The sequence below is a fragment of the Paenibacillus sp. JT31N7 genome (genome assembly GCF_059692095.1).
This window is the reverse complement of sequence record NZ_JCAUAT010000003.1, coordinates 175,728-198,560: the sequence shown is the minus strand read 5'-3', so window position 1 is coordinate 198,560 and position 22,833 is coordinate 175,728. Positions and strand designations below refer to the sequence as shown.

The window sequence follows — 22,833 nt, the reverse complement described above, 5'->3', positions numbered from 1 at the left end:
TGGTTATAAACAAAATATGCCGGTTTGAAAACCATGGTGTGTGCGCTTGCGGAAACAAGCACGCTTATGGGTGCCACCTAGTATTAGTATACCATGTTAGAGCCAAAATGTTAGCTATACGGCAAAAATTTAAAGGCACCTTCTCTGCGGAATGCAGAAGAGGTGCCTTTCGGTCGTTCACGCTCCCGGAGGTTCGGTGCGCGTCTTTACACTCAGTGAGTCGCCTGAGAAGACGCGGCGTTTTTCACCAGAATTTCGTCTACAGCCGCTTTCACCTGCGAATCCTTGGCGATCAGGTTTTCCAGCCCTTCCTTGCCCTCCGAAGAAGAATGAGCTCCGCCGGATCCTTGAGAAGAGCTGGAGCCGTGATTCGCGTGCTGCTTCGATTCTTCCTTGCGGCCGCCTTTTCCCGAAACAAAATTTTTCGTCTGGCCGATTACATCGTTAAACGAGCTGCCGATCCCGCTGCTTTCCGAGCTGAACATAGCGGACCTCATGCCTCTTATCCGCTTGCCGGCATACAAAGCCAGCGCAGCGCCAGCAACGCTTCCGATAAGGAAACTGCCTAATTTCATCCCGTATCCCTCCAAGTTTTTAGAATGTATGAGTCTTGATTAGGGTGTGTCCGATCCGCGGGGGCCATGCGCCCCTAAAGTGGGAATAGGAGGGATTCGGACCTTGGAAGTAAGCCGCCCGACAGGACAACAAAAGCCTGACGAACTCGGGGACGAAACGGCTTGTATAGGCCGCGCGTCTTAAGGAGTTGTCAGGCATCTGGATTGCGACCGGACTCCACCTTTCAAGTTCCGGATGTATATCGGATTCCCCACCAGCCGAGGCCCATGACGAGAAGAATGAACAAAAACAGAAGCAGACGGTAGAACCAGCGTGTAACTTTGGCCCGTTCGGACGGATGTACCGAGCTTCTGGGGGGAAGGTAGTGGCTTTCTTCTTCGTTATCATTGGATAAATCGTTTTCTGCGAGTATCGGCTGTTCGTACTCTATCTCCTGTGTCTTGTTGCCTTCCATGCCGGATTACTCCTCCTTGCCGTAACGTAAGATGCAGCCCGAAATAAAATCAATCATAAAATGGGCGAAAATAGCTGTCCACAGGGAACCGGTATGGATAAAAATCCAGCCGATCCCGTAGGAAATGCAAAAAACAAGACCCGTCATCAGCCAGTGCTGGAGATAACGGATATGAATAGCCGCAAAAACAATGCTTGTCCAGTATGGACCCAGGTAGTGCTGAAGGCCCGCGCGGAACAGGAGTTCTTCGCATATCGAAACCAGTACGCAGATGAGTGCGATATGCCACAACGGACGCCTGCCGAAGATGCGTTTGTTCACTCCCCCGTCGTCCGTGACTTCCTCCGGGACATATTTGGACACGATTAGGTCCGCGGCCAGCACTGCCAGTGCGATACCGCCTCCCCAGAGGACGATCGACCAGCCGGGCGCGAAGCTGAAAAGGCTCCGCCAATCCGCCCCTTGAACGAGAAGCATAATAACGCCGATCACCAGCAGAAGCGCCTGGGTTCCATATAAGTTAATAAGCAGCATCCGGTCATTGAGGTCATCGATCCGGACGTCCGTCTTAATGCGGATATTTTTGAGATTTTTCCATTTCCAGTTCCATTTTCTCATGATGGTCCTTCCCAGGGACTTCCCCCTATCCGTGCCTTGTTATTTGTACATGATGCCGAGTCTCGATACCATCATAATTCATACTTAATTAACATACCATGAATCTCACATAGAGGAAATCTTGTCCTTCTTAATAGAACGGATAAGTCCGGTAAAAGTTCCGCGCCGAACATAAAAAAGCGCCTATCCGCAATGGATGACGCTTCACTTCACTCAGCCGGGCAGTGCCGCGCCTCATCAAAAAGCGCGACCAGGCTGACGTCTCTTAATCGTAGGCAAAACCACGCAGCATCGCCAAAGCCGCCATGCCGCCTTCGACATTAACCAGCTTGTCCGGATCGAAGCCGTTTCTCTCCAAATAGCCGCACACCATCTCGCTGCGCACACCGTGCGCGCATACGACATACAAGTCGGCGTCACCGTGCAGCTCATCCATTCGCTCCGGAATCGTATTCATGGGAATGAGCTCCGGTTCATCCAGATGGTAATAGTCCCATTCGTACGGCTCACGGACATCGATAATTTTGATCCCTTTAAGCATCTCCGGTTTGTCCAGGAGCTCGAGAAATTTTTCGGGCGCAATATGTTTCATGCAGGCTTCTCCTTTTTTTACATGCGCTTACATGTGGAAAATTTTCGCTTTAACTGAAGAATAGCGAATATTATATCCGATTACAAGGGGAATAGTACGGATTTATCAGCCTATTTGGCGTTTCGTTTGTTAAAACGTCGTGAATATTCGGGTAACCCTATTGACACGTTGCCGGGGCCATGTTACATTAAGTGAAACTTACAGACATATACCACGTTAAAGCGTTGACGGAGACCCGTATGGTTGGACAGCCTTTCAGAGAGCCGATGGTTGGTGGAAATCGGCAGGACGCCTGCATACCAAGCACTCCGGAGCATTGAACCGAAGCGAAAGCCGCAGGCTCAATCGGCAGAACCCGTTATCGTTCCGGTCCCGACACGGACCAATAAGGCCTCGCGTGAGAACGCCGGGTGAAGCAGGGTGGCACCGCGAAGATAACTTTCGTCCCTTCATACGGGTTACGTATGAGGTTCGGGAGTTTTTTTATTTCCCAAGAGGAGGCTATATACATGTTTAAAGTACTTGTATCGGATCCAATCAGCGATATGGGGATCCAAATGCTCTACGACGCAAGCGATGTTGAGGTAGATAAGAAACCGGGATTAAGCGAAGACGAGCTTGTCGCCATCATCGGCGAATACGACGCCCTTCTCGTGCGCAGCCAGACCAAGGTTACGCCACGCATTATGGCGGCCGCTCCCAAACTGAAAGTAATCGGCCGCGCCGGTGTCGGTGTCGACAACATCGACCTCGAAGCGGCGACCAAGAACGGCATCGTCGTTATCAATGCGCCGGACGGCAACACGATTGCAACCTGCGAGCATACTTTCGCGATGATGATGTCGGTAGCCCGCTCCATTCCGCAAGCCTACAAAAAGACCGTCGGCGGTGAATGGGACCGCAAATCGTTCGTCGGCGTCGAGCTCCGCAACAAAACGCTCGGCATTATCGGAATGGGCCGCATCGGAAGTGAAGTCGCCAAACGCGCCAAAGTCTTCGGAATGAAAGTCATCGGCTACGATCCTTTCCTTACGGAAGACAGAGCGGAGAAAATCGGCGTCAAGCTCGGTACGGTCAACGATATTGCGGCCGCAGCCGATTTCATTACCGTCCATACGCCGCTGACGAATGAAACGCGCCATATCGTAGGCCCGGCTCAATTCGCCATCATGAAGAAAGGCGTGCGGATCGTCAACTGCGCACGCGGCGGAATCATTGACGAGAACGCTCTCGTAGCCGCGATCGAAAACGGCACGGTAGCCGGAGCCGCATTCGACGTATTCGAGCAGGAGCCGCCTCAGGCGAGCCACCCGTTCCTGAACAACCCGAGCATTATTGTCACGCCGCACTTGGGCGCATCGACCATTGAAGCTCAGGAAAACGTAGCCATCGACGTCTCGGAAGAGCTTCTGCATATTCTGCGCAACGAGCCTTTCAAAAATGCCGTGAACATGCCGCCGGTACCGGCTACCGTAATGAGCAAACTGCAGCCTTACTTCAACCTCGGGGAAAAGCTCGGTCTTATCGCGGGTCAGCTGACCGAAGGACCTGTCAATGAAATCGTCGTCAGCTACTCCGGCGATCTCGCCGATGTCGACACGAATCCGTTGACCCGTTATATCGTCAAAGGCGTTTTCACCCAGCATCTCGAAGGCATCAATCTCGTTAACGCCATGCATATGGCGAAATCCCGTGATATCAACGTCACGACGCAGCAATCGTCCACAACCGGAACGTTTACCAACCTCGTGACGATTACCGTAAAATCCAAGCAGGGCGACCGCACGCTGGCAGGTACGCTGCTGGCCGGTTACGGCGAGCGCATCGTGCGCATCGATCAATACCCGGTTGACTTTGCGCCGGAAGGCTCGCTTCTTCTCATCTCGCACAACGACAAACCCGGCATTATCGGCCGCGTAGGTACGCTGCTCGGAAGCAATGACGTGAACATTGCGACCATGCAGGTAGGCCGTACGGTCGTCGGCGGATCGGCGATCATGGTTCTGACCATTGACAAGACCGCTCCGAAAGAAGTCATTGCCGATCTGGAAAAACAGCCGGAAATCGTCAACGTTCGCCAACTGGGCATTTAAGCACTTCTCGGCCTGTTTATACCGGGCCGGCGCTTGTAACATACGTTACGGCGACGGCCTCTTCTTATCCGGCCTGCGAAATGTTTCACGAACAACAAGATTAAGTTCGTTTTTTCAACAAAAAAGGCGGAAAGCAGCTGAATGATTCAGCAGGCTTTCCGCCTTTTGCATGTAATCTTGTATAGCTCGGGCCACAGCCGCCGGAAGCCTTTTACGCTTCGTTGGCTCCGTCTCCGGCTCCGGATGTCTGCTCTCCTACCCGCTCTTCGTCGTTATGGAAGTTACGGGGATTAAACGGGCCATGCGTGCCTTAACACGCTTTGCACGGCAGGACGATGGTAAACGTCGTCCCCTGCCCGAGCTTACTGCGCATCGTAATCGTTCCCTGATGGGCGTCCACGATGTTTTTGACGATGGCAAGTCCCAGGCCCGTGCCGCCGGTCGCTCCCCGTGTCCGGGCTTTGTCCGCTTTATAGAAGCGTTCGAACACGTAAGGGACATCTTCGGCCGGAATCCCCTTGCCTTCGTCCGTCACTTCAAGCTTGCAGCCGGGAGAAGACTTGTACGCGTAAGGCTCCGCCTTAATCGTAATCGTCTTCCCGCCCGGCGTGTGCCGGAAGGCGTTGTCGAGCAGGTTGGTCAGCACCTGCTCGAGCCTGTCCTCATCCGCCGTACAGAGCAGCTCCCCCTGCGGGAGCTCGTAATTCAGGCGGATGTCCTTCTCTCTCGCCAGGACCGTAAATTTGCGGTGCATCCGTTTCACGAGCCCGCCGATATCGGTCCTGTTCGAGTTCATCTCGAGATGCCCCGCTTCCATGCGGGCCAGATCGAGAAGGTCCCGGACGAGGCGGCCCATGCGCAAGGCCTCGTCATAGATCACCTGAGCGAGCTCCTTGCGCTCCTCGGGGGACCCGGCGATGTCGTCCAGCAGCGCCTCGCTGTAGCCCTGCACCATCGACAACGGTGTGCGCAGCTCGTGCGAGACGTTCGCGACGAAGTCTTTGCGCAGCTTGTCGAGCCGGAATTCCTCCGTCACGTCGCGGAGCACGGCGACGGCGCCGCGGACCCCGTCGCGCGAATGAAGCGGCGTCATCGCGACGGACCAGACCTCGTTCTCGACGTGAAGCTTGTCGGTTTGTTCCCTGGCCTCCGTCACCACCTGATGGAACATGGGCTGCAGCGGAGCGGGAATATGCCGGTCAAGCGGCAGAGGAAGCGCAGCCGGAACGCCCCCGTTGACAGGCGGCCCGTCCGGGTTCCAGGAGAGTTCTTCCCACTCCTGGATGATTTTGTCGCCCTGCGGGTTCGTCACAATGACTTTGCCGCCGGCATCGAACGTCATGACCGCGTCGGTCATGCTCCTCAGAACGCTGGAAAGGTTCTCTTTTTCATGCCGCAGAGCTTTTACGTTCTCCTGGAGTTCTTCTCCCATCACGTTGAACGATTTGGCGAGCTCCCCGATCTCGTCGGAAGAAAGAATCGGAACCTTCGTCCCGTATTCCCCGCGGGAGATTCTGCCCGCCGCGTCTTTGAGCTGCAGCAGCGGCCGCGTGATCCGGTAAAACAGGAAGAACGCGAACACGGTCGTCATCAGGAACCCGATAATCGAAACGATCACGAACAGCCGGAATACGTCCCACTGGGTAGCTTCCAGGGATTTCAGGGATTGATACAGGACAATAGCGCCCTGCGTAGCTTTAGCTCCTCCGTCCGGCGTGTGATAGAGCGGCACGGCCACGGCGATATAATCGTTGCGCTGGTTTATTTTTCCCTGTTTGTTATAAGGGATTCGTTTCTCCAGCATTTGGCCGTTCAAGACGGAATTCAGCTCCGCCTCCGAAAAAAAGTCCGCCGCTTTGAACCGGAGAAGCTCCTGGTTTTTGCCCTCGACGGACGGATTTAATTCTTTCAGACTTTTATCCAGCGCAATCATGCGCGCATCCTGAAGTTCCAGGAGCTGATTGGCCATCCTGTAAAACTCTTCGTCTTGCAGATGAAGAGCGGCTCCGTTCGAATAATCGCCCGCAAGCTGCTTCAGATTGTGAACCTGATCCTCGGACTGGGAAAAATACTGTTCCAGCGACTGCACGAGAAACACGCCGAGCGTGATCAGAATAACCGCCACAAGACCGATAATCGTCAGCCACAGCTTGCCGACTACGCTGCGCAGGCTGAACATGTTACTTCGGCACCTCTAGCTTGTAGCCTACGCCCCACACCGTCGTAATCATCGCGGCCGCATCCGGCGATACTTTGTTGAGCTTCTCGCGCAATCTTTTCACGTGGGTATCGACTGTGCGCAAATCCCCAAAAAATTCGTAGTTCCAGACATCCTTAAGCAGCTCTTCCCGTGAAAATACCTTATCCGGCGATACGGCCAAATAATGGAGCAGCTCGTACTCCTTGGGCGTCAGAGCGACTTCCTGGCCGCCTGCCGTTACGCGGTGAGCGTCGTGCTCGATAACCAGATGCGGAAAGACGATGTTGTTGCTCGAATTCGCATCCTTGGACAGAAAAGCCGTTGCGGACGAACGCCGCAGGATCGCCTTGACCCGGTAAATCACCTCGCGCGGGCTGAACGGTTTCACGACGTAGTCGTCGGCCCCGACTTCAAACCCGTGGACGCGATTCGTTTCTTCGCCCTTCGCGGTCAGCATGATCACCGGCGTGGACTTGACTTGGCGCAGACGGGCGCAAACTTCCGTCCCGTCAATTCCCGGCAGCATCAGATCGAGCAGAATCAGATCGAAATCTCGCTCGGTCGCCAGCGTCAGGGCCGTTTCGCCGTCTTCGGCTTCCTCGATCCCGTAACCCTCTTTTTCCAGATACATCCTAAGCAGACGTCTGATCCGTTCTTCATCGTCTACAACCAGAATATTCAATCTCTGTTCCATGACGTTCACAATCCCTTCCGTCCATAAACGATTGTAGTGAATGATTTGCTAAAATTATACACCCGAATAGGAGTGCAGGCCAGCGATGACCAAGTTTACCCCGACAAGCGTAAACATAACCACGACAAAGCCGATTACGGCCAGCCATGCGGAACGTTTGCCCTGCCAGCCGCGGGAAAGGCGGAGATGCAGGAATACCGCGTAGAACAGCCAGACGATCAAGGCCCATACTTCCTTCGGATCCCAGCCCCAGAAGCGGCCCCACGCTTTATGGGCCCAGATCATCGCGAAGATGAGGGCGCCGAGCGTGAAAATAGGATAGCCGATAGCGATGGAACGGTACCCGATCTCGTCGAGGTCTTCCGGGTCCATGCCTTTCATAATGGGCGAAATCGCCTGCCCGATCGGCTTACGCAGGATCAGTCTGAGCAGCGTGTACAGAAGGACGCCGATCAGAACCGTCCAGATTACCGTGTTGAACTTCCTGCCGGCATTTTCACCGCTCATCCAGGAAGGCGCCGTGAAGAGCGGCTTGTCCATGCCGAGGAATGTGTCCATGGATTCGAGCGTCGTCTGGTATGGAGCCACGATAGGCGGCAGTACGTAAGTGACGGTCTGGCTTACTTTTTGCTGGGTGCCGTCTTCTTTGGCCAAGATTTGTTCCTTGACGAACTTGGCTTCATAGCCTGCGGCATTGAACGTGAATACGGAAGCGATAAAAGCGATCAGCATAAAAATAATGAGCAGGGTGAATTCCACCCCTCTTTGTTCCTTGCGGTCCGAGGCCGTTTTACCCTGAAAATTCACCGTCCGGATCAAATACATTAAACCCGCGGCAAAGCCTACAGCGAAGAATGCTTCACCCGCGGCCGCGGTCGTTACGTGGATTTTAAGCCAGTAGCTCTGCAGCGCCGGAATCAGCGGCTGGACTTCGTTCGGGAAGACGGCCGCATATGCAATGATGAGCACGACGACCGGCAGAGCAAATACCCCGAGAACCGGGGTACGATAGATGGCGTATACGATAATAAAGGCAATCATGATCATCATACCGAGCATCGTCATGAATTCGAACATGTTGCTGGTCGGAATGTGTCCGCCCCCGTACCAGCGGGTGAAGAAATAAAGAAGCTGGGACACAAGGCCCAAAACGGACAGGCCGTAAGCGGCTCTGCCCCATTTGCGCGCGTGAACTTCGGGATCCCGGTTGCTCCATGTTTTGCCGGCGATTGAAAGTACAAACACCAGAAAAGCCACACAGTAGATAACAAATGAAACCAGCAGTGCGTTCCCGCTGAAATTTAACCAATTCATGTAGCTTTCCCTCCTTTTTCAAGCGTTTTCTGATCCACGGTAATGCCTGTTTTGTTCAGTGCGGCTGCTACTTCTTTGCGGACGCCGAACCAGTTCTTGTTCGTGTGCGCGCCTAATGCGAGCCGTCCGTCGTCGATCCGGAGCCATACTCGGCGGTGCTGCCAGTAGAAGCCCATGATGAGACCGATCATTCCGATCGCGGCTCCGATCCAGATATAGGGAAGGGCACGGTCCGTCCGGATATTCAGGTAAGAGGTATAGGAGGAAAACGTAACGTTTTCCATCGATCCGACAGATAAGTCGAATTTAGCGCCTATTGATCCGTTAATTTCGTCCTGGCGGAACTCCTGCTTGTCTATTTGTCTCGGAAAATAGATGTAAGGCTCGCCGCTTGGAGAAAGCCCCGGCCCCGTAATCTGAAAAATAAATGCAGGCGCTTTCGCTTCATTCGATTTCGTAATAGGCTCCCCTTTGTCGTCCAGGCCGAATTCCGGGAAATATCCCTTCAGCGACAGCTTGTAAGGGCCTGCCTGGTACGTATCCTGAGGATCCTTCATCGGAAGCTCGAAGCTTCCGTAAGATTCGCCCGTCTGTTTGTTCGTCAGCGTCGGCTTGACCGAAATGAGCAGGGGGGCTTCTTTATAATCGTATTGAAAAGCGAGAAGGCCTTTGTAATCGAGCGGTTCGTTCACGATAATTTTTTGCCGGTGCACTTCCTGCAGCTCCGGTTTTTTGCCGGGAGTGTCGCAATCCGCTTTACAGCTGTAGATCACGGCTTCGGTTTCATAAATTTTCGGGACGGCCCGTTCTCTTTTTTTAAACTCTTCGGTCATTTCTTCGGGCTTGTAAAAATCGATGGTGAACTTTTCATTCTTGATATAGAGCGACGTATCGGGGATTTTCTTGATCTCCCCTTCGCGAAGCCCCATATATTCATCCATCTGCCAGCCCGGGAAGCTGCGCATCAGTACGGCCAGCAGAAAAATAATGAGGCCGATGTGAAGCACATACGGTCCCCAGCGGCTGAACCGGTACTTCTCGGCAAGAAGCGCGCCTCCGTCCGTATGAACGCGGTAATGTTTTTTGCGAAGCTGGCGGGCCATCTGCTCTGTCCATTCTTCCTCGCTGATTCCTTCCGGAATGCGTCCGTCGTAAGCGACCTTCTGACGGAGCAGGAAGCTGTGGTGCTTCTGGATCTTCTGCTTGGAAAGGGCCCGGTACAACGGAAGAACGCGGTCCAGGCTGCAGATCACCAGCGAGGCGCCGATCATCAGAATCAGCAGCTTAAACCACCACGATTCGTACGTATGGGATAAGCCAAGCAAATAATACACATGGCCCAAAGTTCCGTATGTATTCTTATAGTAAGTGGAAGGGTCTACCTGAATAAAATTGCTTTCCTGCGGATAAATGGTGCCAAGCGAAGAACCGATCAAAGTCAGGACGATAATCGTCACGGCCACCTTCACCGATGAAAAGAAATTCCAGATCCGGTCCAGCCAGGACGGATTTTCACGCTGGGACCGCCGGGCGACCCCATCATATTTCATTTCAAGCGGTTCGGTCGAAAACGCTTCTTCGGTCAGCGGCTTGCCGCACGATTCGCAGAGCAGAGTCCCTACATGGTTCTGGTGCCCGCAAACGCACTTCGTGTTCTGAAACACGCCGCATTCCCCCTCTATGCTGTTGAAATTGAAACTTTACTGGCCGCTGACGGCCGTGAGCTTTTTCAGCGTGTCCGCTATAAATGCCTCGTCCATTTCGCCCTTATGAATCTTCATGACCGTCCCGTCGGGTTTGACGAAGAACGTTGTCGGATACTCCACGACTCCGTACTGTTTCCGCACGTTTTCCTCGTTATCGAGCAGGATCGGCAGCCTCAGATTGTACTGGTCCACGAAGTTCTGAACCGTCACTCGGCTCGTGTCCAGGTTGACCTCCAGAAACTCCACGTTCTTGTCTTTCCATATGTCGTACTGCTTCTGCAGAGCCGGCATTTCTTTCTTGCAGGGAGGACAGAAGGTTCCCCAGAAATTAATCAGGACGCCTTTGCCGTTGTAATCGGAAAGTTTGTAGGACTTGTTATCGAGTCCGGTGAGTGTAAAGTCGGGCGCTTTCGAGCCCTCGACCGGATATTTTTTATCGTCGGCGGATGTTAGGTTATTGACGATCGTAAATACACCGATGATAAGAACAAGGCCTAAAATGATAATCTGAACCCATTTTTTGTTCTTTTTCATAGCCAGCACCCTCAAAAATAAGACATAACTATCCTCATTATAACGAAAAAAAAGGCCAAGCTTAGCGGCCTTTTTGAATTTTATGTGACTGCAAGGCCGCATCGCGCAGGCTGTTAATTTCGTCATTGCGCAGGACTCTGTACTTTGCTCTCGGAAGACCGGCAAGCAATAAGGGTCCGTATTGTACCCGTCTTAATTTGACCACCGGAAAAGACACGGCATCGAACATTCTTCTCACCTGGCGGTTCCGGCCCTCGTAAATCGTAATGGAAATAACGCTCTCATTCTGCTCCGGGCGCACATCCACGTATTCGACTTCGGCGGGAGCGGTCATGCCGTCCTCCAGCTCGATGCCCGCTCTCAAGCGGTCGAGAACGGAACCGTGCATGACACCCTTGACGGTCGCATGGTACGTCTTGGCCACATGATGCCTCGGATGCATCATCAGGTTGGCGAATTCCCCGTCGTTCGTCAGAATCAGCAGACCCTCCGTATCGTAATCGAGCCGGCCGACCGGATACACGCGCTCCTTGATCCCCGGAAGGTAATCGGTTACGACTTTGCGGCCCTTAGGGTCTGCAGCGCTCGTAATAACGCCTTTCGGCTTGTTCAGCATCACGTAAACTTTCGTCTGCTGTTTAATGGCCCGTCCGTCTACGGTTATTATATCCTCAGCGGGATTCACTTTCACGCCAAGCTGCGTGACGACTTCTTCGTTCACGCTCACACGGCCGGCCAGGATCAGCTCCTCGCTTTTCCTGCGGGAAGCTATGCCCGCCTCGGCCAGCACTTTCTGCAATCTCTCCATCCTCAACGTTCACCTCAAAGCTAATGATAACCATCCTTGCGTGAAATCACAAGTTCTCTCCCGGCGAATCCGCAAATGTTTTTCAAGGGTTGCCGGGCGAAAGCCTCCCCTCCCATCTTTCATGGACGGGCGGTAACGGATGAAACGTCATAAGCAGGCGGGTATATCGGGCGGTATGATTTTGAAAGGTTCTTCTGTAATCGTTCCCTTATGCGGCGGGAAATAATCATTTTTTACCAAAATAGAGGCAGGGCCTACTGGTTTCCTTGAAAACAAAGAAACCGCCCGGTCCGGGCGGCCTTCAGGTTGCGAACACAAGCAGGCAGATGACGATGGAAGCGACGAAACCGACCACATCGGAAATAAGGCCGACTTTAAGCGCGTATCCGGCTTTCCGGATGCCGATCGCCCCGAAGTACACCGTTATGACATACAGCGTCGTATCCGTGCTTCCCTGGACCGTTGAAGCGATCCGGCCGACCAGCGAATCCGGGCCGAACTGGGCGATCAGATCGGTCGTGAAGGCAAGGGAGCCCGCGCCCGTTATCGGGCGCAGGATAGCCAGCGGGAGCACCTCGGACGGGACACCGAGGGCTTGGAACAGCGGCTTCAACCAGCCCAAGGTCAGTTCCAGCGCCCCCGATGCCCGGAACACGCTGATCGCAACCATCATGCCGACGAGATGCGGGATGATTTTAACCGCCGTATCGAAGCCGTCCTTGGCGCCGTCCGTGAACGATTCGTACACGGGCACTTTCCGGTAGGCGGCGTACAGCGGAATGAAGACAATAAGGACCGGGATGGCCCACGCCGAAAGCACATTCACCCATTCGTACATCAGCGGCTCATCCTTTCACTACAGGGCTCGCCGGCAGCTTGCGCCTGTACCAGCGGTCGACGATGATTGCGGCGGCGGTGGATACGACCGTAGCCAGCAATGTCGTGCCGACGATTTCCGACGGATTCATGGAGTTGTAATTCATCCGGATGGCAATCAAGGTCGTCGGAATGAGCGTGATGCTGGCCGTATTCAGTGCCAGGAGCGTACACATGGCGGGACTCGCCGTATCCTTATGGGGATTCAGCTTTTGCAGCTCCTGCATCGCCTTAATTCCCATCGGAGTAGCGGCATTGCCGAGGCCCAGGATGTTCGCGCTCATGTTGGACATGATGTATCCCAGCGCAGGGTGATCCTTCGGGATGCTGGGAAACAGGAAGCGGACGACCGGACGAAGCAGAACGGCCAGCTTGGACAGCAGGCCGGCATCCTCGGCAATTCTCATCATGCCGAGCCAGAAGACCAGCACGCTGATCAGGCCGAAGCAGACCGTCACGCCGCTTTTGGCGCCGTCGAAGGCCGCCTGCGTTACGGCTTCGACGTTGCCCTGGACTGCGGCAACCGCAAAGCCGGTTACGATGAAAAACAACCAGATCCAATTCACCATCGTTCCTTCCTCCTTTCCTGTACTTGCTTACGTGCCGGGTGACAGCACCGCGCGGACAGCTTTGCGCAAGGTTACACTCCATGCGTTCCAGACGCTCATGCCCGCTTCGGTGGCCTGAAAGCCGAATGCCGTCTTGTCCGCCGCTTTCAGCCGCGGGCTTGCCGGGTCCACCAGCGGCACGGTGCCGAGCAGGCGGTCGTCGAGCTTAAGCAGGAGACGGCCTTTTTCACCGAGACGCGCGTCCAGAGACTCCAGCGGATACGACTCCGTTTCGGAAGTGACGCGGTCTTTTTCCACGGAGAGCAGCGGGTACGAGAAATCTCTCTCCGCCACATAAGGCGTCCCTTCAACCGCCTGGCCTTTTTGCAACAGAGGAACCAGCGGATAATGCTCAAACCCCCACTGCAGCAGTCTGGTATGGTCTGCCCAGTCATCGCCGTCGTTTAACGTCACGACGACCAGCTGCTGACCGTTCCGAGTTGCCGAAGACACCAGACACCGTTTGGCCAGCTTCGTATAACCGGTTTTAACCCCGTCGGCCCCGTCGAAAAGGCCCAGCATTTTGTTTTTGTTAAACCAGGTATACTCCCACGATTCGTTCGGGTTAGGTACTTTGATCATTTTCGTCTGGACAATTTCCTGGAAAGTCGGATTTTTCAGGCTATAGGCCGCCATTTTAGCCAAATCGTTGGCGCTGGAATAATGATCGGTACTCTCGTCCAATCCCGACGGGTTCGTGAAGTTCGAGTGATCGAGCCCGATCTGCTCGGCTTTCCGGTTCATCATCACGGCAAAACCTTCCACGCTGCCGCCTACATGCTCGGCTACGGCCGTCGCCGCATCGTTGCCGGAACGGAGCATAAGCCCGTAGAGCATATGCTTCAGGCTCATTTCCTGCCCCGCCTTCAGGTACAAGGACGAGCCTTCCTTTCCGGCCGCGCGGGTGCTCACTTTGACAATGTCCGTCAGCTTGCTCTCCTCGATGGCCACGATCGCCGTCATGATTTTAGTCAGGCTCGCTATCCTCATCGGCCTGTCTCCCCGCTTCGAGTAAAGAACTCGGCCGGATCTCACGTCGACGAGGGCCGCGGCCTCCGCATTCGTTCCTATCGCCGGGGGTTCCGCCGCCAAGGCCGCTGTGCCCGTCAGATTCAGCATGCACAAAAACGCCAGCATACCGGATACCCACATCCGCTTGCTCATATGCCCTTCCTCCCATTGCCCCTCGCATCCGGGTCAAGACTTGTCTTCCCTACAGGGAACTTTGTACAAGTATATGCTTGACCCGCCCGCTTATGACCCGCTTCTCTGACCCAGGCGGTTCTTTACAAATTCCCGGAACTCCGGTATACTTTTTTTGGATTGTTTAAGAAACGGCCCGGAACATCAAGCAATTAAATACGGAGATCACCGGAGGAGCCTGTCATCACAGGCTCCTTTTTGCGTTTTTTCCTCTGCATCCGTTCCGCCGGGCAGCCGCGCAGCGCTCTGAATCCGCCCGAACGTGAAGATGCGAGAACGCTTGAAAAGCCGCTAACAAGAAGGAGAGATCGCCTCATGACTCAAGTCTGGATCGCACTTATCGTTTTCCTGGCAACGTATGCCGTCATTATTTCAGAAAAGAAAAATCGCGCCGTCGTCGCCCTGCTAGGGGCCGCCATCATGGTTATCTTCGGTATCGTAGACGTCCATAAGGTGTACACGGAATATATCGAATGGGGGACCATCGCTCTGCTGGTGGGCATGATGATTCTTGTCGGAATCACCAACAAAACCGGCGTGTTCCAGTACGTAGCCGTACGCGCGGCAAAGATGGCCAAGGGAGACCCGATGCGCATTCTCATCTTCTTATCCCTTCTGACTGCGGTCGGTTCAGCCATGCTCGACAACGTAACGACCGTGCTTCTGGTCGTACCGGTCACTCTGTCGATAACCCGGATATTGAACATTAACCCGGTGCCTTTTCTCATTTCCGAAATCATCGCTTCCAATATCGGGGGGACCGCTACTCTGATCGGAGATCCGCCCAATATTATGATCGGGTCGGCCAACCCCCATCTTACGTTTAACTCTTTTCTAAGCAATCTCGCTCCGGTGACCGCAATCATTCTCGTCGCAACGCTGGCGATGCTGCGCGTCATCTATAGAAAGCAGCTTAAAACCAGTGCCGAGCACAAAGAAAAACTGATGAAACTGGACGAAAAATCGTATATCCAAGATCCCGTTCTCATGAAAAAATCGTTGATTATTCTCGGAATCACTATTCTCGGCTTCGTGCTGCATTCCGTCATTCATGTGGAAGCCGCTGTCGTAGCCATCACGGGCGCCGTGCTTTTAATGCTTTTCGGATTAAAGGAAAAAGAGGTCGAAGAGGCTTTCGATTCCGTGGAGTGGGTCACCATTTTCTTCTTCGCCGGCTTGTTCGCTCTGGTCGGAGCCTTGCAGGAAGTCGGCATCATTAAAAGTCTGGCTCAGCAGGTGCTCAACGTTACGGGAGGAGACGTGCGGCTCGCCGCGCAGCTCATTTTGTGGGGATCGGGGATAGCGTCCGCCACCATCGACAACATTCCTTTCGTCGCGACCATGATTCCTCTCATTAAAGATATGGCCGTGAACATGCAGCTTCCTGCCGATTCCATGGAAATTAACACGCTCTGGTGGTCTCTGTCTCTGGGAGCGTGTCTTGGAGGCAACGGGACACTGATCGGCGCTTCCGCCAATGTCATTGTAGCGGGCATTGCCGCCAAAGAAGGCAAAGGGTTCAGCTACTTGGAGTTTCTGAAAATCGGAGCGCCGATTACCCTCGTCTCCCTTCTTATTTCGCAGCTGTATCTCTATTTCCGCTATATGATTTTTCTGCCCTGAACGGAAATCCGTTAACCTGCCAAAAACGGTAAAAAGCCCGAAATCGGTTTTATCCGATTCCGGGCTTTTCGCATGACGGGAGAGCAAGTTAGATTTTGATGGTGTCCGCTTCGATGTTAATGTTCGAAGTACCCGTACCGCCAAGACCCGAAGCGCTTCCGCCCTGCTTGAACATCGACTGAACACGGTCCACGATTTGCGGAGCGGAGTCGATCAGACGCTCAATCAGATGAGTCTGATTGTCGAGCGGCACGATCTTCACGCCATGGATGCCTACGACAAGAAACGCGATCGGAGTAATGGACACACCGCCGCCGCTTCCGCCGCCGAACGGCATTTCCACGGCCGCTTTCTCAAGGCCTCCACGGCCCACTTCGGGAAGAGTTTCCGTCGTGAATTCGCTGCCGCCTGCGGCGAAACCGAACCCGACTTTACTGATCGGCATAATGACGCTGCCGTCCGGTGTTTCTACCGGATCGCCGACAATGGTGTTCACATCCACCATTTGCTTGATGTTTTCCATGGCTGTTTTCATCAGCCCTTGAATCGGATGATCGGTCAATGAAGTCTCCTCCTTTGGTCCCTTCAAAGCGGAAGTTCCATGCTTGAAGGAGTGTTAGGTCTGCATCCGATAGATTGCCCCGGGAATGATCTTCGTATGTAAACCGCCTGAGGCGACTCCCGTTTTTTACGTCGCGGCCGGCTCCGGTCTTTTCGTACGTCCCCCGTCTTTCGTTACCACCTGGCGCAGAAGCCGGAACCAGGCGCGCATTCCTCCCGGTGTTCGAAAAATCCTGTAGATCAGCCTGCATCCGGAAAGACCCAGAGCTGCCGCTTTAGCCTGAACCACACATACAAACTGGATTTGAAAGGCGGTGCGGTTATACTGCGGATTTACGGCCAGTTTCGGCACGGCGGACAGCGGAACATATTTCGTCAGCAGCCCGACAGCCGCCGATTTCAAAGTCCATACGGTTCCGGCCAGAATAGCCGTCTGTACCGCGTCGCCCGCCCCGATTCCCGTGCTCCATTTCAGCTCCGTGCAGCGAAAGACGCCCAAGGTACGTTTAAACCAGTCGTTTAGCCCTTGCGTGTGCCGCAAAAGGTCTTTTCCTTCGCGGTAAAAAGCCTGAACAAATTCTTTATCGATTCTGCTTTTGCTTTTTTTAGTGATATCCATCTCATTCTGATCGGCCCGGTTGATTTTCAGCGTCAGTCCGTCCATCAGATTGTTGAACTGAATGGCCGGCACATTAAACCGGTATTTTATCCAGCCGTACAGTGCACGGACCTGAACGTACATTTCGTCATTTTCCCCGACCCGGTTCCAGTAGAACGTAAGCTGAACGGAGCTGAGCATGACCAGGACGGCCGCCAGGACCAAAACAAGCAAAATGGCGGTTATAATTCCCCCGATTAACACAGGCACCCTCCTCTGGCAAATCGACCTTCCTAGTATCACCCGCTTCATCCAGATCATTCAAACATTTTAAGAGACCCGAGCATCGGTCCCAACCCAAAAAAAGCGCCCCGCTCGCATATGGCAAGCCAGGACGCTTCTCTTCGCTTATTCTTTGTCGGGTACGCCCGGACCTTTAACATGCCCTTCAGGCAGTTCAGGCAGTTCAGGCAGTTCCGGAAGTTCCCAATCGTTCGGTTCCGATGCCGCAAAATCGTACGGGTCCGGATTCGAGGCCGGATGCTCGCCGTTATTTTCCAAGAGCGTCAAGTCTTCCCCGTTTTCCACGGACAAACCGGCGTTCTTGGCATCCAGCCCGTCCAGCAGATCCCGTCCCAAATCTTCGAAAGTTAGCTGGTCTCTTCCGTCCCCGTTCAATTTGTCAAAGAGAAGCTTCGTCTCTTCCTCGAGATCGAAATCGCCGACAAAAGCCGGCGACTCCGGCAGATCGTCGATCGAACTCAAGCCGAAGTATTCCAGGAAAGGCTTCGACGTTCCGTATAAAATCGGCCGTCCGATCGCTTCCGCGCGCCCCGTTTCCACAATGAGCTCCTTCGCCATAAGCGTATGGAGGGCCCGTTCGGATTTAACCCCGCGGATTTCCTCGATCTCCACCCGGGTGATCGGCTGTTTGTAAGCAATGATGGATAACGTTTCGAGCGCGGCCTGCGACAAAGAAGAACGGGAAGGAGAATAGGCCAGCCGTTCGAAATAAGGCGCATGCTCCGGAACCGTCGTCATCTGGTAGGCACCGGCAACCCTCGTAATCTGGATGCCCCTGCCTCCCCTGCGCAAGTCTTCCTGGAGCTCTTCAACCAACTCGGTGACGACGTGAGCGTCCGTCTCCAGAATATCGGCAAGCTGTTTCTTGTCCAGCCCCTCGTCTCCCGCCACGAAAAGCAGCCCTTCAATAATCGATTTCATCTGTTGAAAGTCCATCCGTCGTCTCTCCCTCTTTGGCCTGAATGACGATGTCTTCAAACAGCCGGTGCTGAAAGCATTGAATCTTTTTCATCTTCATCAGTTCCAATAATGCCAAAAACGTGACCACGATTTCCTCGCGGCTGCATTCCTTTTCAAAAAGCTTCGAGAACAGGAGCCGTCCGCCTTTATTGCGCAGAAGCTCCATCAGATCCACGATCCGGTCCTTCACGGATATTTCGTCCCGCCGGATTTTCGTGACCTGATTGCGGTGCACCATCTTCCGCAGCGTCCGCTGGAAGGCCAGCATCAGATCGTTGACGTCCAGCCCTTTAACGGGGTTCTCCTGCACCTGGGGAACGTACGGCGTCAAGTCCTCGGGCTCGCGCGTAAATACGAGGCTCCGCTCCACTTCCTTGTCGCGCAGCAGATCGGCAATCGCTTTGTATTTGCGGTATTCGATCAGCTTCTGCACGAGTTCGGCCCGCGGATCGAAGTCGTCCTCTTCGTAATAATCAAAGTCCAGATCGAGAACCGGAGGCTTCGGCAGCAGCATTTTGCTCTTGATCGCCAGCAGCGTCGCGGCCATGACCAGAAATTCGCTCGTCACTTCCAGCTCCAGCTCGTGCATAGCCTGGACATATTCCATATACTGCTCCGTGATGTCCTTGATCGGAATGTTGTAAATATCCACCTCGGACTTATCGATCAAGTGAAGCAGCAGGTCGAGCGGCCCTTCGAACGCTTCAAGTTTGTACAGCATTTTCATGAATCTGCTCTCCCAAAAAAAGATCCCCGTCCTAAGTGGCCGGGGCTCCGAATCGCTTGCCAAGCGCTGTAGGGAGTGCGCGAGCTCAAAAACCGCGGTCAGCCCTGCAGCTGCTTCGTAAGATTAGCCATTTCTATCGCGGTAACGGCGGCATCCCAGCCTTTGTTGCCCGCTTTCGTGCCGGCCCGTTCAACCGCCTGTTCGATGGAGTCGGTCGTCAGGACTCCAAAAATAACCGGAACACCCGTTTTTAATGAAATGGCGGAAACGCCTTTGGCCACTTCGTTGCACACATAATCAAAGTGAGGCGTGGAGCCGCGAATAACGGTTCCCAGCGTAATGACGGCGTCATATTTGCCGGTTTCCGCCAGTTTTTGTGCAATCAGAGGAATTTCGAAAGCGCCCGGTACCCAGGCAACTTCGACTTCGGTATCTTCCACACCGTGGCGCTTCAGCGCGTCGAGCGCTCCGCCCAGCAGCTTAGACGTAATAAATTCATTGAAACGGCCCACAACGATGCCGTATCTTTGTCCTTGGGAAATCAGATGACCTTCATAATTTTTTACCACAATAACCGACTCCTTCTAGTATACAAATTGATGACGCAGATAAAAAGAGATTTTTGAAAAAAGCATCAGTTTGGATCAAATTGGAGCAAATGACCGAGCTTTTCCCGCTTGGTATGCAAATATCTGGCATTATCTTCATTATGCGGCATCTGGATCGCGACTCTCTCGACGACTTCCAGCCCATAGCCTTCCAAACCTTTGATCTTGCGAGGATTGTTCGTAAGCAGGCGAATTTGCCGGATTCCGAGGTCTTTCAAGATCTGGGCCCCCACTCCGTAGTCGCGCAAATCCGGAGCGAATCCCAGCTTGACGTTCGCTTCGACCGTATCGAGTCCTTCTTCCTGCAGCACATAGGCCTTAAGCTTGTTGATCAGCCCGATGCCGCGCCCTTCCTGGCGCATGTAGAGCAGCACGCCCGTCCCCGTATCGTTAATCTGCTGCAGAGCGGCAGCGAGCTGGGGACCGCAGTCGCAGCGGTGAGAGTGGAACACATCTCCCGTCAGGCACTCGGAATGCACGCGAACCAGCGTCGGGACCGAACCGTCGATATTCCCTTTGACAAGCGCGACATGCTCCTTCTGGTCCAGCTGATTTGTATACGCGATAGCCTGGAACGTGCCGAAATCCGTCGGCAGCTTCGCTTCCACTTCCCGCTTGACCAGGTTTTCCTTTTCGCTGCGGTAGTGGATGAGGTCTTTGATCGTAATGATTTTGAGCCCGTGAATGCGGGCAACATCCATCAGATCGGGGACCCGGGCCATCGTTCCGTCTTCCTTGATCACCTCGCAAATAACCGCCGCGGGATACGAACCGCTCATGCGGGCCAGGTCGACGGCCGCTTCCGTATGACCGGCGCGGCGCAGGACGCCGCCCTTTTTCGCAATTAGGGGAAATACGTGCCCCGGCCTGCGGAAATGAAGCGGCTTTGCTTCCGGATCAATCAGAGCCCGGATCGTTCGGGAGCGCTCGTGGGCGGATATCCCCGTAGTCGTCTCCGCATGATCGACGGACACCGTAAAAGCCGTCCCGTGATAATCGGTATTGCGGGATACCATGGGAGGCAGGTCCAGTTCCTGCGCTCGTTCTTCCGTGATCGGAGTGCAGACGAGTCCGCGGCCTTCCTTGATCATGAAATTAATGACCTCGGGCGTCGTTTTGTCGGCCAGGGCTATGAAATCGCCTTCGTTCTCGCGGTCCTCGTCGTCCACGACAATAATGACCTTCCCTGCAGCCAGGTCGCTGATCGCTTCTTCGATGGAATGAAACGAATACGTTTCTCTCTCCGTCATTTTGTTCCCTCCTTCAAAAAATACTGTCCGGCTTGCCTTTAGAAAAATCCGTTCTCCGCCAAAAATTTCTCGGTCAGCCCGCCCTGTCCGGCGGAGGAAAGTGTCCTCCCGCCCGTACCGGAGCTGAGCAGTTTTTCAATATATTTCCCAAGCACGTCGCATTCGATGTTCACGCTGTCCCCGGGCTGTTTGTCCTGAAGAATCGTCTGGGCGAGCGTATGCGGAATGATCGAGACGGCGAACGTGCTGCCGGTCACGTCGACAAGCGTAAGCGAGATGCCGTCGATGGTGATGGAACCGCCCGCAATCATGTAGCGCAGGATGGCATCGTCGTCCGGCTCCAGCCGATAGACGACCGCATTCTCTTCGGGCGTTCTCGCCCGAATCCGGGCGGTGCCGTCCACGTGTCCCTGCACGAGATGGCCGCCGAAACGGCCGTTCGCCGGCATCGCCCGTTCCAGGTTGACGCGGGCTCCCGTCTGCAGCGTGGCCAGGTTCGTTTTGCGATACGTCTCCGGCATGACATCGACGGAAAAGGTCTCCTTGTCGTAAGCGACTACGGTCAGACAGACGCCGTTGACGGCTATGCTGTCGCCGAGCTTCACATCCTCCAGCACCAGGCGTGCACCCAGGGTCAGGACCATCGCCTGCCCCTGCTTGTGTATGCGGCGCATAACGCCGATTTCTTCGATTAATCCGGTAAACATGATGAAGCCTCCTTCTCGGCGTACTGCGGATAACCCGTGAGACAGACGTCTTCGCCGACGGTCTCGACGGTCATCCGCGCCAGCCGGATCGCCTCGCTCATACGGCCGAATCCGGCGAACGCCGCGTTGTCCGGCGCCTCCGGTCCGCCGCCGATCCATTTCGGGGCGAAAAACAGCACCGCCTTGTCCACCAGGCGGTTCTCGAGCATCGCCCCGCTGAGCCGTCCTCCGCCTTCCAGGAGGACGGAGGGCACCTCCCGCTCGCCCAGCAGCCGCAGCGCGAGCGGAAGATCGACGTGCGGGCCGCTGCCGCACGCCAGCACTTCGGCGCCGAGCGCTTCAAGCGCTTCGCGCTTGGCGGGATCGGCGCCGGCCGTCGTCAGGATGAGCGTCGGCCGCTCATCCTGCTGCCGCAGCACCCGCGCGGACAGCGGCGTCCGAAGCTGCGAATCGACCACGATTCGCAGCGGGTGGAGCGCCGGCACGTTCAGCCGGGTGGTCAGCTCGGGATCGTCGGCAAGCACGGTGCCGATGCCGACCATGATCGCGGCGTGGCGGTGCCGCATCGCGTGGACGAGCTCGCGGGCGGGCGCGCCGGTGATCCACTTGCTGTCGCCGGTTTTGGCGGCGATCTTGCCGTCGAGCGTGCTCGCGGATTTCATCGTGACGTAAGGCAGCCGCGTCACGATAAACTTGTTGAACGCCTCGTTCAAGGCGTTCGCCTCGTCCGCGAGCAAGCCGGCCTCCACGTCGATGCTCCGGCTCCGCAGTCTCGCGATCCCCGATCCCGCCACGAGCGGGTTCGGGTCTACGGTCGCGACGACGACCCGGCGGATGCCGCTTTCGATAAGCCGGTCGCTGCACGGCGGCGTCTTGCCGTAATGGCTGCACGGCTCCAGCGTGACGTAAGCCGTGGCGCCTTCGGCTTCGCGGCCGGCCATCTGCAGCGCGTGCACTTCCGCGTGGCCCTCTCCCCGCTTCAGATGGGCGCCCATGCCGACGATGCGGCCGTCTTTGACGACGACGCAGCCGACTACGGGATTGATGCCCGTCTGTCCGAGCGCCGCCTGGGCCATCTGCAGCGCCAAGCGCATATACGTTTCGTCCTGCAGAGGTTGAAGCATGAGCTGTCTCCTTTCTTTCAGGGAAGAGAACCGGAGACGGCTTTTCTCATGTAAGCACCCGTCAAGCTTGCCGGTTTAGCCGCCTGACGTCCTATC

At 54.9% G+C, this 22,833-nt stretch carries 22 protein-coding genes, 1 pseudogene and 1 other annotated feature; of the genes and pseudogenes, 2 read left to right on the top strand and 21 right to left on the bottom strand.

Annotated features, from left to right (window positions below; all coding sequences use genetic code 11):
- Nucleotides 1-212: 212 nt before the first annotated feature.
- The 4 genes from AC58P5_RS15420 to AC58P5_RS15405 form a co-directional block, all read right to left on the bottom strand.
- Nucleotides 213-575 carry a hypothetical protein gene (locus tag AC58P5_RS15420; RefSeq protein ID WP_497387925.1) on the bottom strand — a complete coding sequence of 121 codons (363 nt, stop codon included), beginning with the start codon at nucleotides 573-575 and terminating at the stop codon, nucleotides 213-215.
- A gap of 224 nt (nucleotides 576-799) precedes the next feature.
- Nucleotides 800-1,030 (bottom strand): hypothetical protein, encoded by a 231-nt coding sequence (locus tag AC58P5_RS15415; protein WP_497387923.1) that lies wholly within the window; start codon nucleotides 1,028-1,030, stop codon nucleotides 800-802.
- A 6-nt stretch (nucleotides 1,031-1,036) separates the two neighbouring features.
- Complete coding sequence (locus tag AC58P5_RS15410; protein WP_497387921.1) at nucleotides 1,037-1,648, bottom strand: CPBP family intramembrane glutamic endopeptidase; 612 nt, start codon at nucleotides 1,646-1,648, stop codon at nucleotides 1,037-1,039.
- A 265-nt stretch (nucleotides 1,649-1,913) separates the two neighbouring features.
- Nucleotides 1,914-2,240, bottom strand: coding sequence for a rhodanese-like domain-containing protein (locus AC58P5_RS15405; protein WP_497387919.1), 327 nt, complete (start codon nucleotides 2,238-2,240; stop codon nucleotides 1,914-1,916).
- A 215-nt stretch (nucleotides 2,241-2,455) separates the two neighbouring features.
- Nucleotides 2,456-2,692: a binding site (T-box leader), on the top strand.
- Between the two features lie 57 nt (nucleotides 2,693-2,749).
- Between AC58P5_RS15405 and serA the strand changes: the two genes are divergently transcribed.
- Entirely contained in the window at nucleotides 2,750-4,333 is a 1,584-nt protein-coding gene (gene serA / locus AC58P5_RS15400; protein ID WP_497387917.1) for a phosphoglycerate dehydrogenase, read from the top strand.
- A gap of 310 nt (nucleotides 4,334-4,643) precedes the next feature.
- Here the strand turns inward: serA and AC58P5_RS15395 are convergent, their stop codons facing one another.
- From AC58P5_RS15395 to AC58P5_RS15355, 9 genes are all read right to left on the bottom strand, one after another.
- Nucleotides 4,644-6,512: a sensor histidine kinase gene (locus AC58P5_RS15395; RefSeq protein WP_497387915.1), complete on the bottom strand. Its 1,869-nt coding sequence runs from the start codon at nucleotides 6,510-6,512 to the stop codon at nucleotides 4,644-4,646.
- A 1-nt stretch (nucleotide 6,513) separates the two neighbouring features.
- On the bottom strand, nucleotides 6,514-7,227 hold the full coding sequence (locus tag AC58P5_RS15390; RefSeq protein WP_497387913.1) for a response regulator transcription factor: 714 nt from the start codon (nucleotides 7,225-7,227) through the stop codon (nucleotides 6,514-6,516).
- A 54-nt stretch (nucleotides 7,228-7,281) separates the two neighbouring features.
- Entirely contained in the window at nucleotides 7,282-8,541 is a 1,260-nt protein-coding gene (gene ccsB / locus AC58P5_RS15385) for a c-type cytochrome biogenesis protein CcsB (protein WP_497387911.1), read from the bottom strand.
- Nucleotides 8,538-10,205, bottom strand: a complete 1,668-nt coding sequence (gene resB / locus AC58P5_RS15380; protein WP_497387909.1) for a cytochrome c biogenesis protein ResB — start codon at nucleotides 10,203-10,205, stop codon at nucleotides 8,538-8,540. The genes ccsB and resB overlap by 4 nt, the downstream gene beginning before the upstream one ends.
- A gap of 36 nt (nucleotides 10,206-10,241) precedes the next feature.
- Nucleotides 10,242-10,781: a thiol-disulfide oxidoreductase ResA gene (gene resA / locus AC58P5_RS15375; RefSeq protein ID WP_497387907.1), complete on the bottom strand. Its 540-nt coding sequence runs from the start codon at nucleotides 10,779-10,781 to the stop codon at nucleotides 10,242-10,244.
- A 61-nt stretch (nucleotides 10,782-10,842) separates the two neighbouring features.
- Complete coding sequence (locus tag AC58P5_RS15370) at nucleotides 10,843-11,589, bottom strand: pseudouridine synthase (RefSeq protein ID WP_497387905.1); 747 nt, start codon at nucleotides 11,587-11,589, stop codon at nucleotides 10,843-10,845.
- A 301-nt stretch (nucleotides 11,590-11,890) separates the two neighbouring features.
- Entirely contained in the window at nucleotides 11,891-12,427 is a 537-nt protein-coding gene (locus AC58P5_RS15365) for a spore maturation protein (protein ID WP_413002323.1), read from the bottom strand.
- A gap of 7 nt (nucleotides 12,428-12,434) precedes the next feature.
- On the bottom strand, nucleotides 12,435-13,034 hold the full coding sequence (locus AC58P5_RS15360; RefSeq protein WP_497387903.1) for a nucleoside recognition domain-containing protein: 600 nt from the start codon (nucleotides 13,032-13,034) through the stop codon (nucleotides 12,435-12,437).
- Between the two features lie 27 nt (nucleotides 13,035-13,061).
- Entirely contained in the window at nucleotides 13,062-14,237 is a 1,176-nt protein-coding gene (locus AC58P5_RS15355) for a D-alanyl-D-alanine carboxypeptidase family protein (protein ID WP_497387901.1), read from the bottom strand.
- Nucleotides 14,238-14,474: 237 nt separating this feature from the next.
- On the opposite strand from AC58P5_RS15355, the gene AC58P5_RS15350 reads away from it, so the two are divergent.
- On the top strand, nucleotides 14,475-15,899 hold the full coding sequence (locus AC58P5_RS15350; RefSeq protein WP_497387899.1) for an ArsB/NhaD family transporter: 1,425 nt from the start codon (nucleotides 14,475-14,477) through the stop codon (nucleotides 15,897-15,899).
- Between the two features lie 88 nt (nucleotides 15,900-15,987).
- On the opposite strand, the gene ytfJ is transcribed toward AC58P5_RS15350, so the two are convergent.
- The 8 genes and pseudogenes from ytfJ to ribD all read right to left on the bottom strand — a co-directional run bounded on the left by ytfJ (nucleotide 15,988) and on the right by ribD (nucleotide 22,737).
- A complete protein-coding gene (gene ytfJ / locus AC58P5_RS15345) occupies nucleotides 15,988-16,461 on the bottom strand; it encodes a GerW family sporulation protein (RefSeq protein WP_497387897.1) in 474 nt (157 codons plus the stop codon).
- Nucleotides 16,462-16,587: 126 nt separating this feature from the next.
- On the bottom strand, nucleotides 16,588-17,322 hold the full coding sequence (locus tag AC58P5_RS15340) for a DUF2953 domain-containing protein (RefSeq protein ID WP_497387895.1): 735 nt from the start codon (nucleotides 17,320-17,322) through the stop codon (nucleotides 16,588-16,590).
- A gap of 372 nt (nucleotides 17,323-17,694) precedes the next feature.
- Nucleotides 17,695-18,297 (bottom strand): annotated as a pseudogene (gene scpB / locus AC58P5_RS15335) (SMC-Scp complex subunit ScpB); the annotation flags it as partial.
- On the bottom strand, nucleotides 18,266-19,048 hold the full coding sequence (locus AC58P5_RS15330; RefSeq protein WP_497387893.1) for a segregation and condensation protein A: 783 nt from the start codon (nucleotides 19,046-19,048) through the stop codon (nucleotides 18,266-18,268). The pseudogene scpB and the gene AC58P5_RS15330, both read right to left, overlap by 32 nt.
- 98 nt (nucleotides 19,049-19,146) lie before the next feature.
- The gene (ribH, locus tag AC58P5_RS15325) at nucleotides 19,147-19,617 is read right to left on the bottom strand and encodes a 6,7-dimethyl-8-ribityllumazine synthase (RefSeq protein WP_009674421.1); all 471 of its coding nucleotides are present in this window, start codon (nucleotides 19,615-19,617) and stop codon (nucleotides 19,147-19,149) included.
- A 65-nt stretch (nucleotides 19,618-19,682) separates the two neighbouring features.
- Complete coding sequence (locus AC58P5_RS15320) at nucleotides 19,683-20,906, bottom strand: bifunctional 3,4-dihydroxy-2-butanone-4-phosphate synthase/GTP cyclohydrolase II (RefSeq protein WP_497387892.1); 1,224 nt, start codon at nucleotides 20,904-20,906, stop codon at nucleotides 19,683-19,685.
- A 38-nt stretch (nucleotides 20,907-20,944) separates the two neighbouring features.
- On the bottom strand, nucleotides 20,945-21,613 hold the full coding sequence (gene ribE, locus AC58P5_RS15315; protein ID WP_497387891.1) for a riboflavin synthase: 669 nt from the start codon (nucleotides 21,611-21,613) through the stop codon (nucleotides 20,945-20,947).
- Nucleotides 21,598-22,737, bottom strand: coding sequence for a bifunctional diaminohydroxyphosphoribosylaminopyrimidine deaminase/5-amino-6-(5-phosphoribosylamino)uracil reductase RibD (gene ribD, locus AC58P5_RS15310; protein WP_497387890.1), 1,140 nt, complete (start codon nucleotides 22,735-22,737; stop codon nucleotides 21,598-21,600). The genes ribE and ribD overlap by 16 nt, the downstream gene beginning before the upstream one ends.
- Between the last annotated feature and the right edge of the window lie 96 nt (nucleotides 22,738-22,833).

What these genes read in the sequence shown, in the direction of transcription:
- AC58P5_RS15365 (WP_413002323.1), bottom strand. Translation starts at nt 12,427, where the DNA reads ATGTACGAATGGGTGAATGTGCTTTCGGCGTGGGCCATCCCGGTCCTT.
- AC58P5_RS15390 (WP_497387913.1), bottom strand. Translation starts at nt 7,227, where the DNA reads ATGGAACAGAGATTGAATATTCTGGTTGTAGACGATGAAGAACGGATC.
- AC58P5_RS15360 (WP_497387903.1), bottom strand. Translation starts at nt 13,034, where the DNA reads ATGGTGAATTGGATCTGGTTGTTTTTCATCGTAACCGGCTTTGCGGTT.
- ribD (WP_497387890.1), bottom strand. Translation starts at nt 22,737, where the DNA reads ATGCTTCAACCTCTGCAGGACGAAACGTATATGCGCTTGGCGCTGCAG.
- AC58P5_RS15395 (WP_497387915.1), bottom strand. Translation starts at nt 6,512, where the DNA reads ATGTTCAGCCTGCGCAGCGTAGTCGGCAAGCTGTGGCTGACGATTATC.
- AC58P5_RS15420 (WP_497387925.1), bottom strand. Translation starts at nt 575, where the DNA reads ATGAAATTAGGCAGTTTCCTTATCGGAAGCGTTGCTGGCGCTGCGCTG.
- AC58P5_RS15415 (WP_497387923.1), bottom strand. Translation starts at nt 1,030, where the DNA reads ATGGAAGGCAACAAGACACAGGAGATAGAGTACGAACAGCCGATACTC.
- AC58P5_RS15355 (WP_497387901.1), bottom strand. Translation starts at nt 14,237, where the DNA reads ATGAGCAAGCGGATGTGGGTATCCGGTATGCTGGCGTTTTTGTGCATG.
- serA (WP_497387917.1), top strand. Translation starts at nt 2,750, where the DNA reads ATGTTTAAAGTACTTGTATCGGATCCAATCAGCGATATGGGGATCCAA.
- AC58P5_RS15410 (WP_497387921.1), bottom strand. Translation starts at nt 1,648, where the DNA reads ATGAGAAAATGGAACTGGAAATGGAAAAATCTCAAAAATATCCGCATT.
- ccsB (WP_497387911.1), bottom strand. Translation starts at nt 8,541, where the DNA reads ATGAATTGGTTAAATTTCAGCGGGAACGCACTGCTGGTTTCATTTGTT.
- AC58P5_RS15370 (WP_497387905.1), bottom strand. Translation starts at nt 11,589, where the DNA reads ATGGAGAGATTGCAGAAAGTGCTGGCCGAGGCGGGCATAGCTTCCCGC.
- ribE (WP_497387891.1), bottom strand. Translation starts at nt 21,613, where the DNA reads ATGTTTACCGGATTAATCGAAGAAATCGGCGTTATGCGCCGCATACAC.
- AC58P5_RS15405 (WP_497387919.1), bottom strand. Translation starts at nt 2,240, where the DNA reads ATGAAACATATTGCGCCCGAAAAATTTCTCGAGCTCCTGGACAAACCG.
- AC58P5_RS15320 (WP_497387892.1), bottom strand. Translation starts at nt 20,906, where the DNA reads ATGACGGAGAGAGAAACGTATTCGTTTCATTCCATCGAAGAAGCGATC.
- resA (WP_497387907.1), bottom strand. Translation starts at nt 10,781, where the DNA reads ATGAAAAAGAACAAAAAATGGGTTCAGATTATCATTTTAGGCCTTGTT.
- AC58P5_RS15330 (WP_497387893.1), bottom strand. Translation starts at nt 19,048, where the DNA reads ATGAAAATGCTGTACAAACTTGAAGCGTTCGAAGGGCCGCTCGACCTG.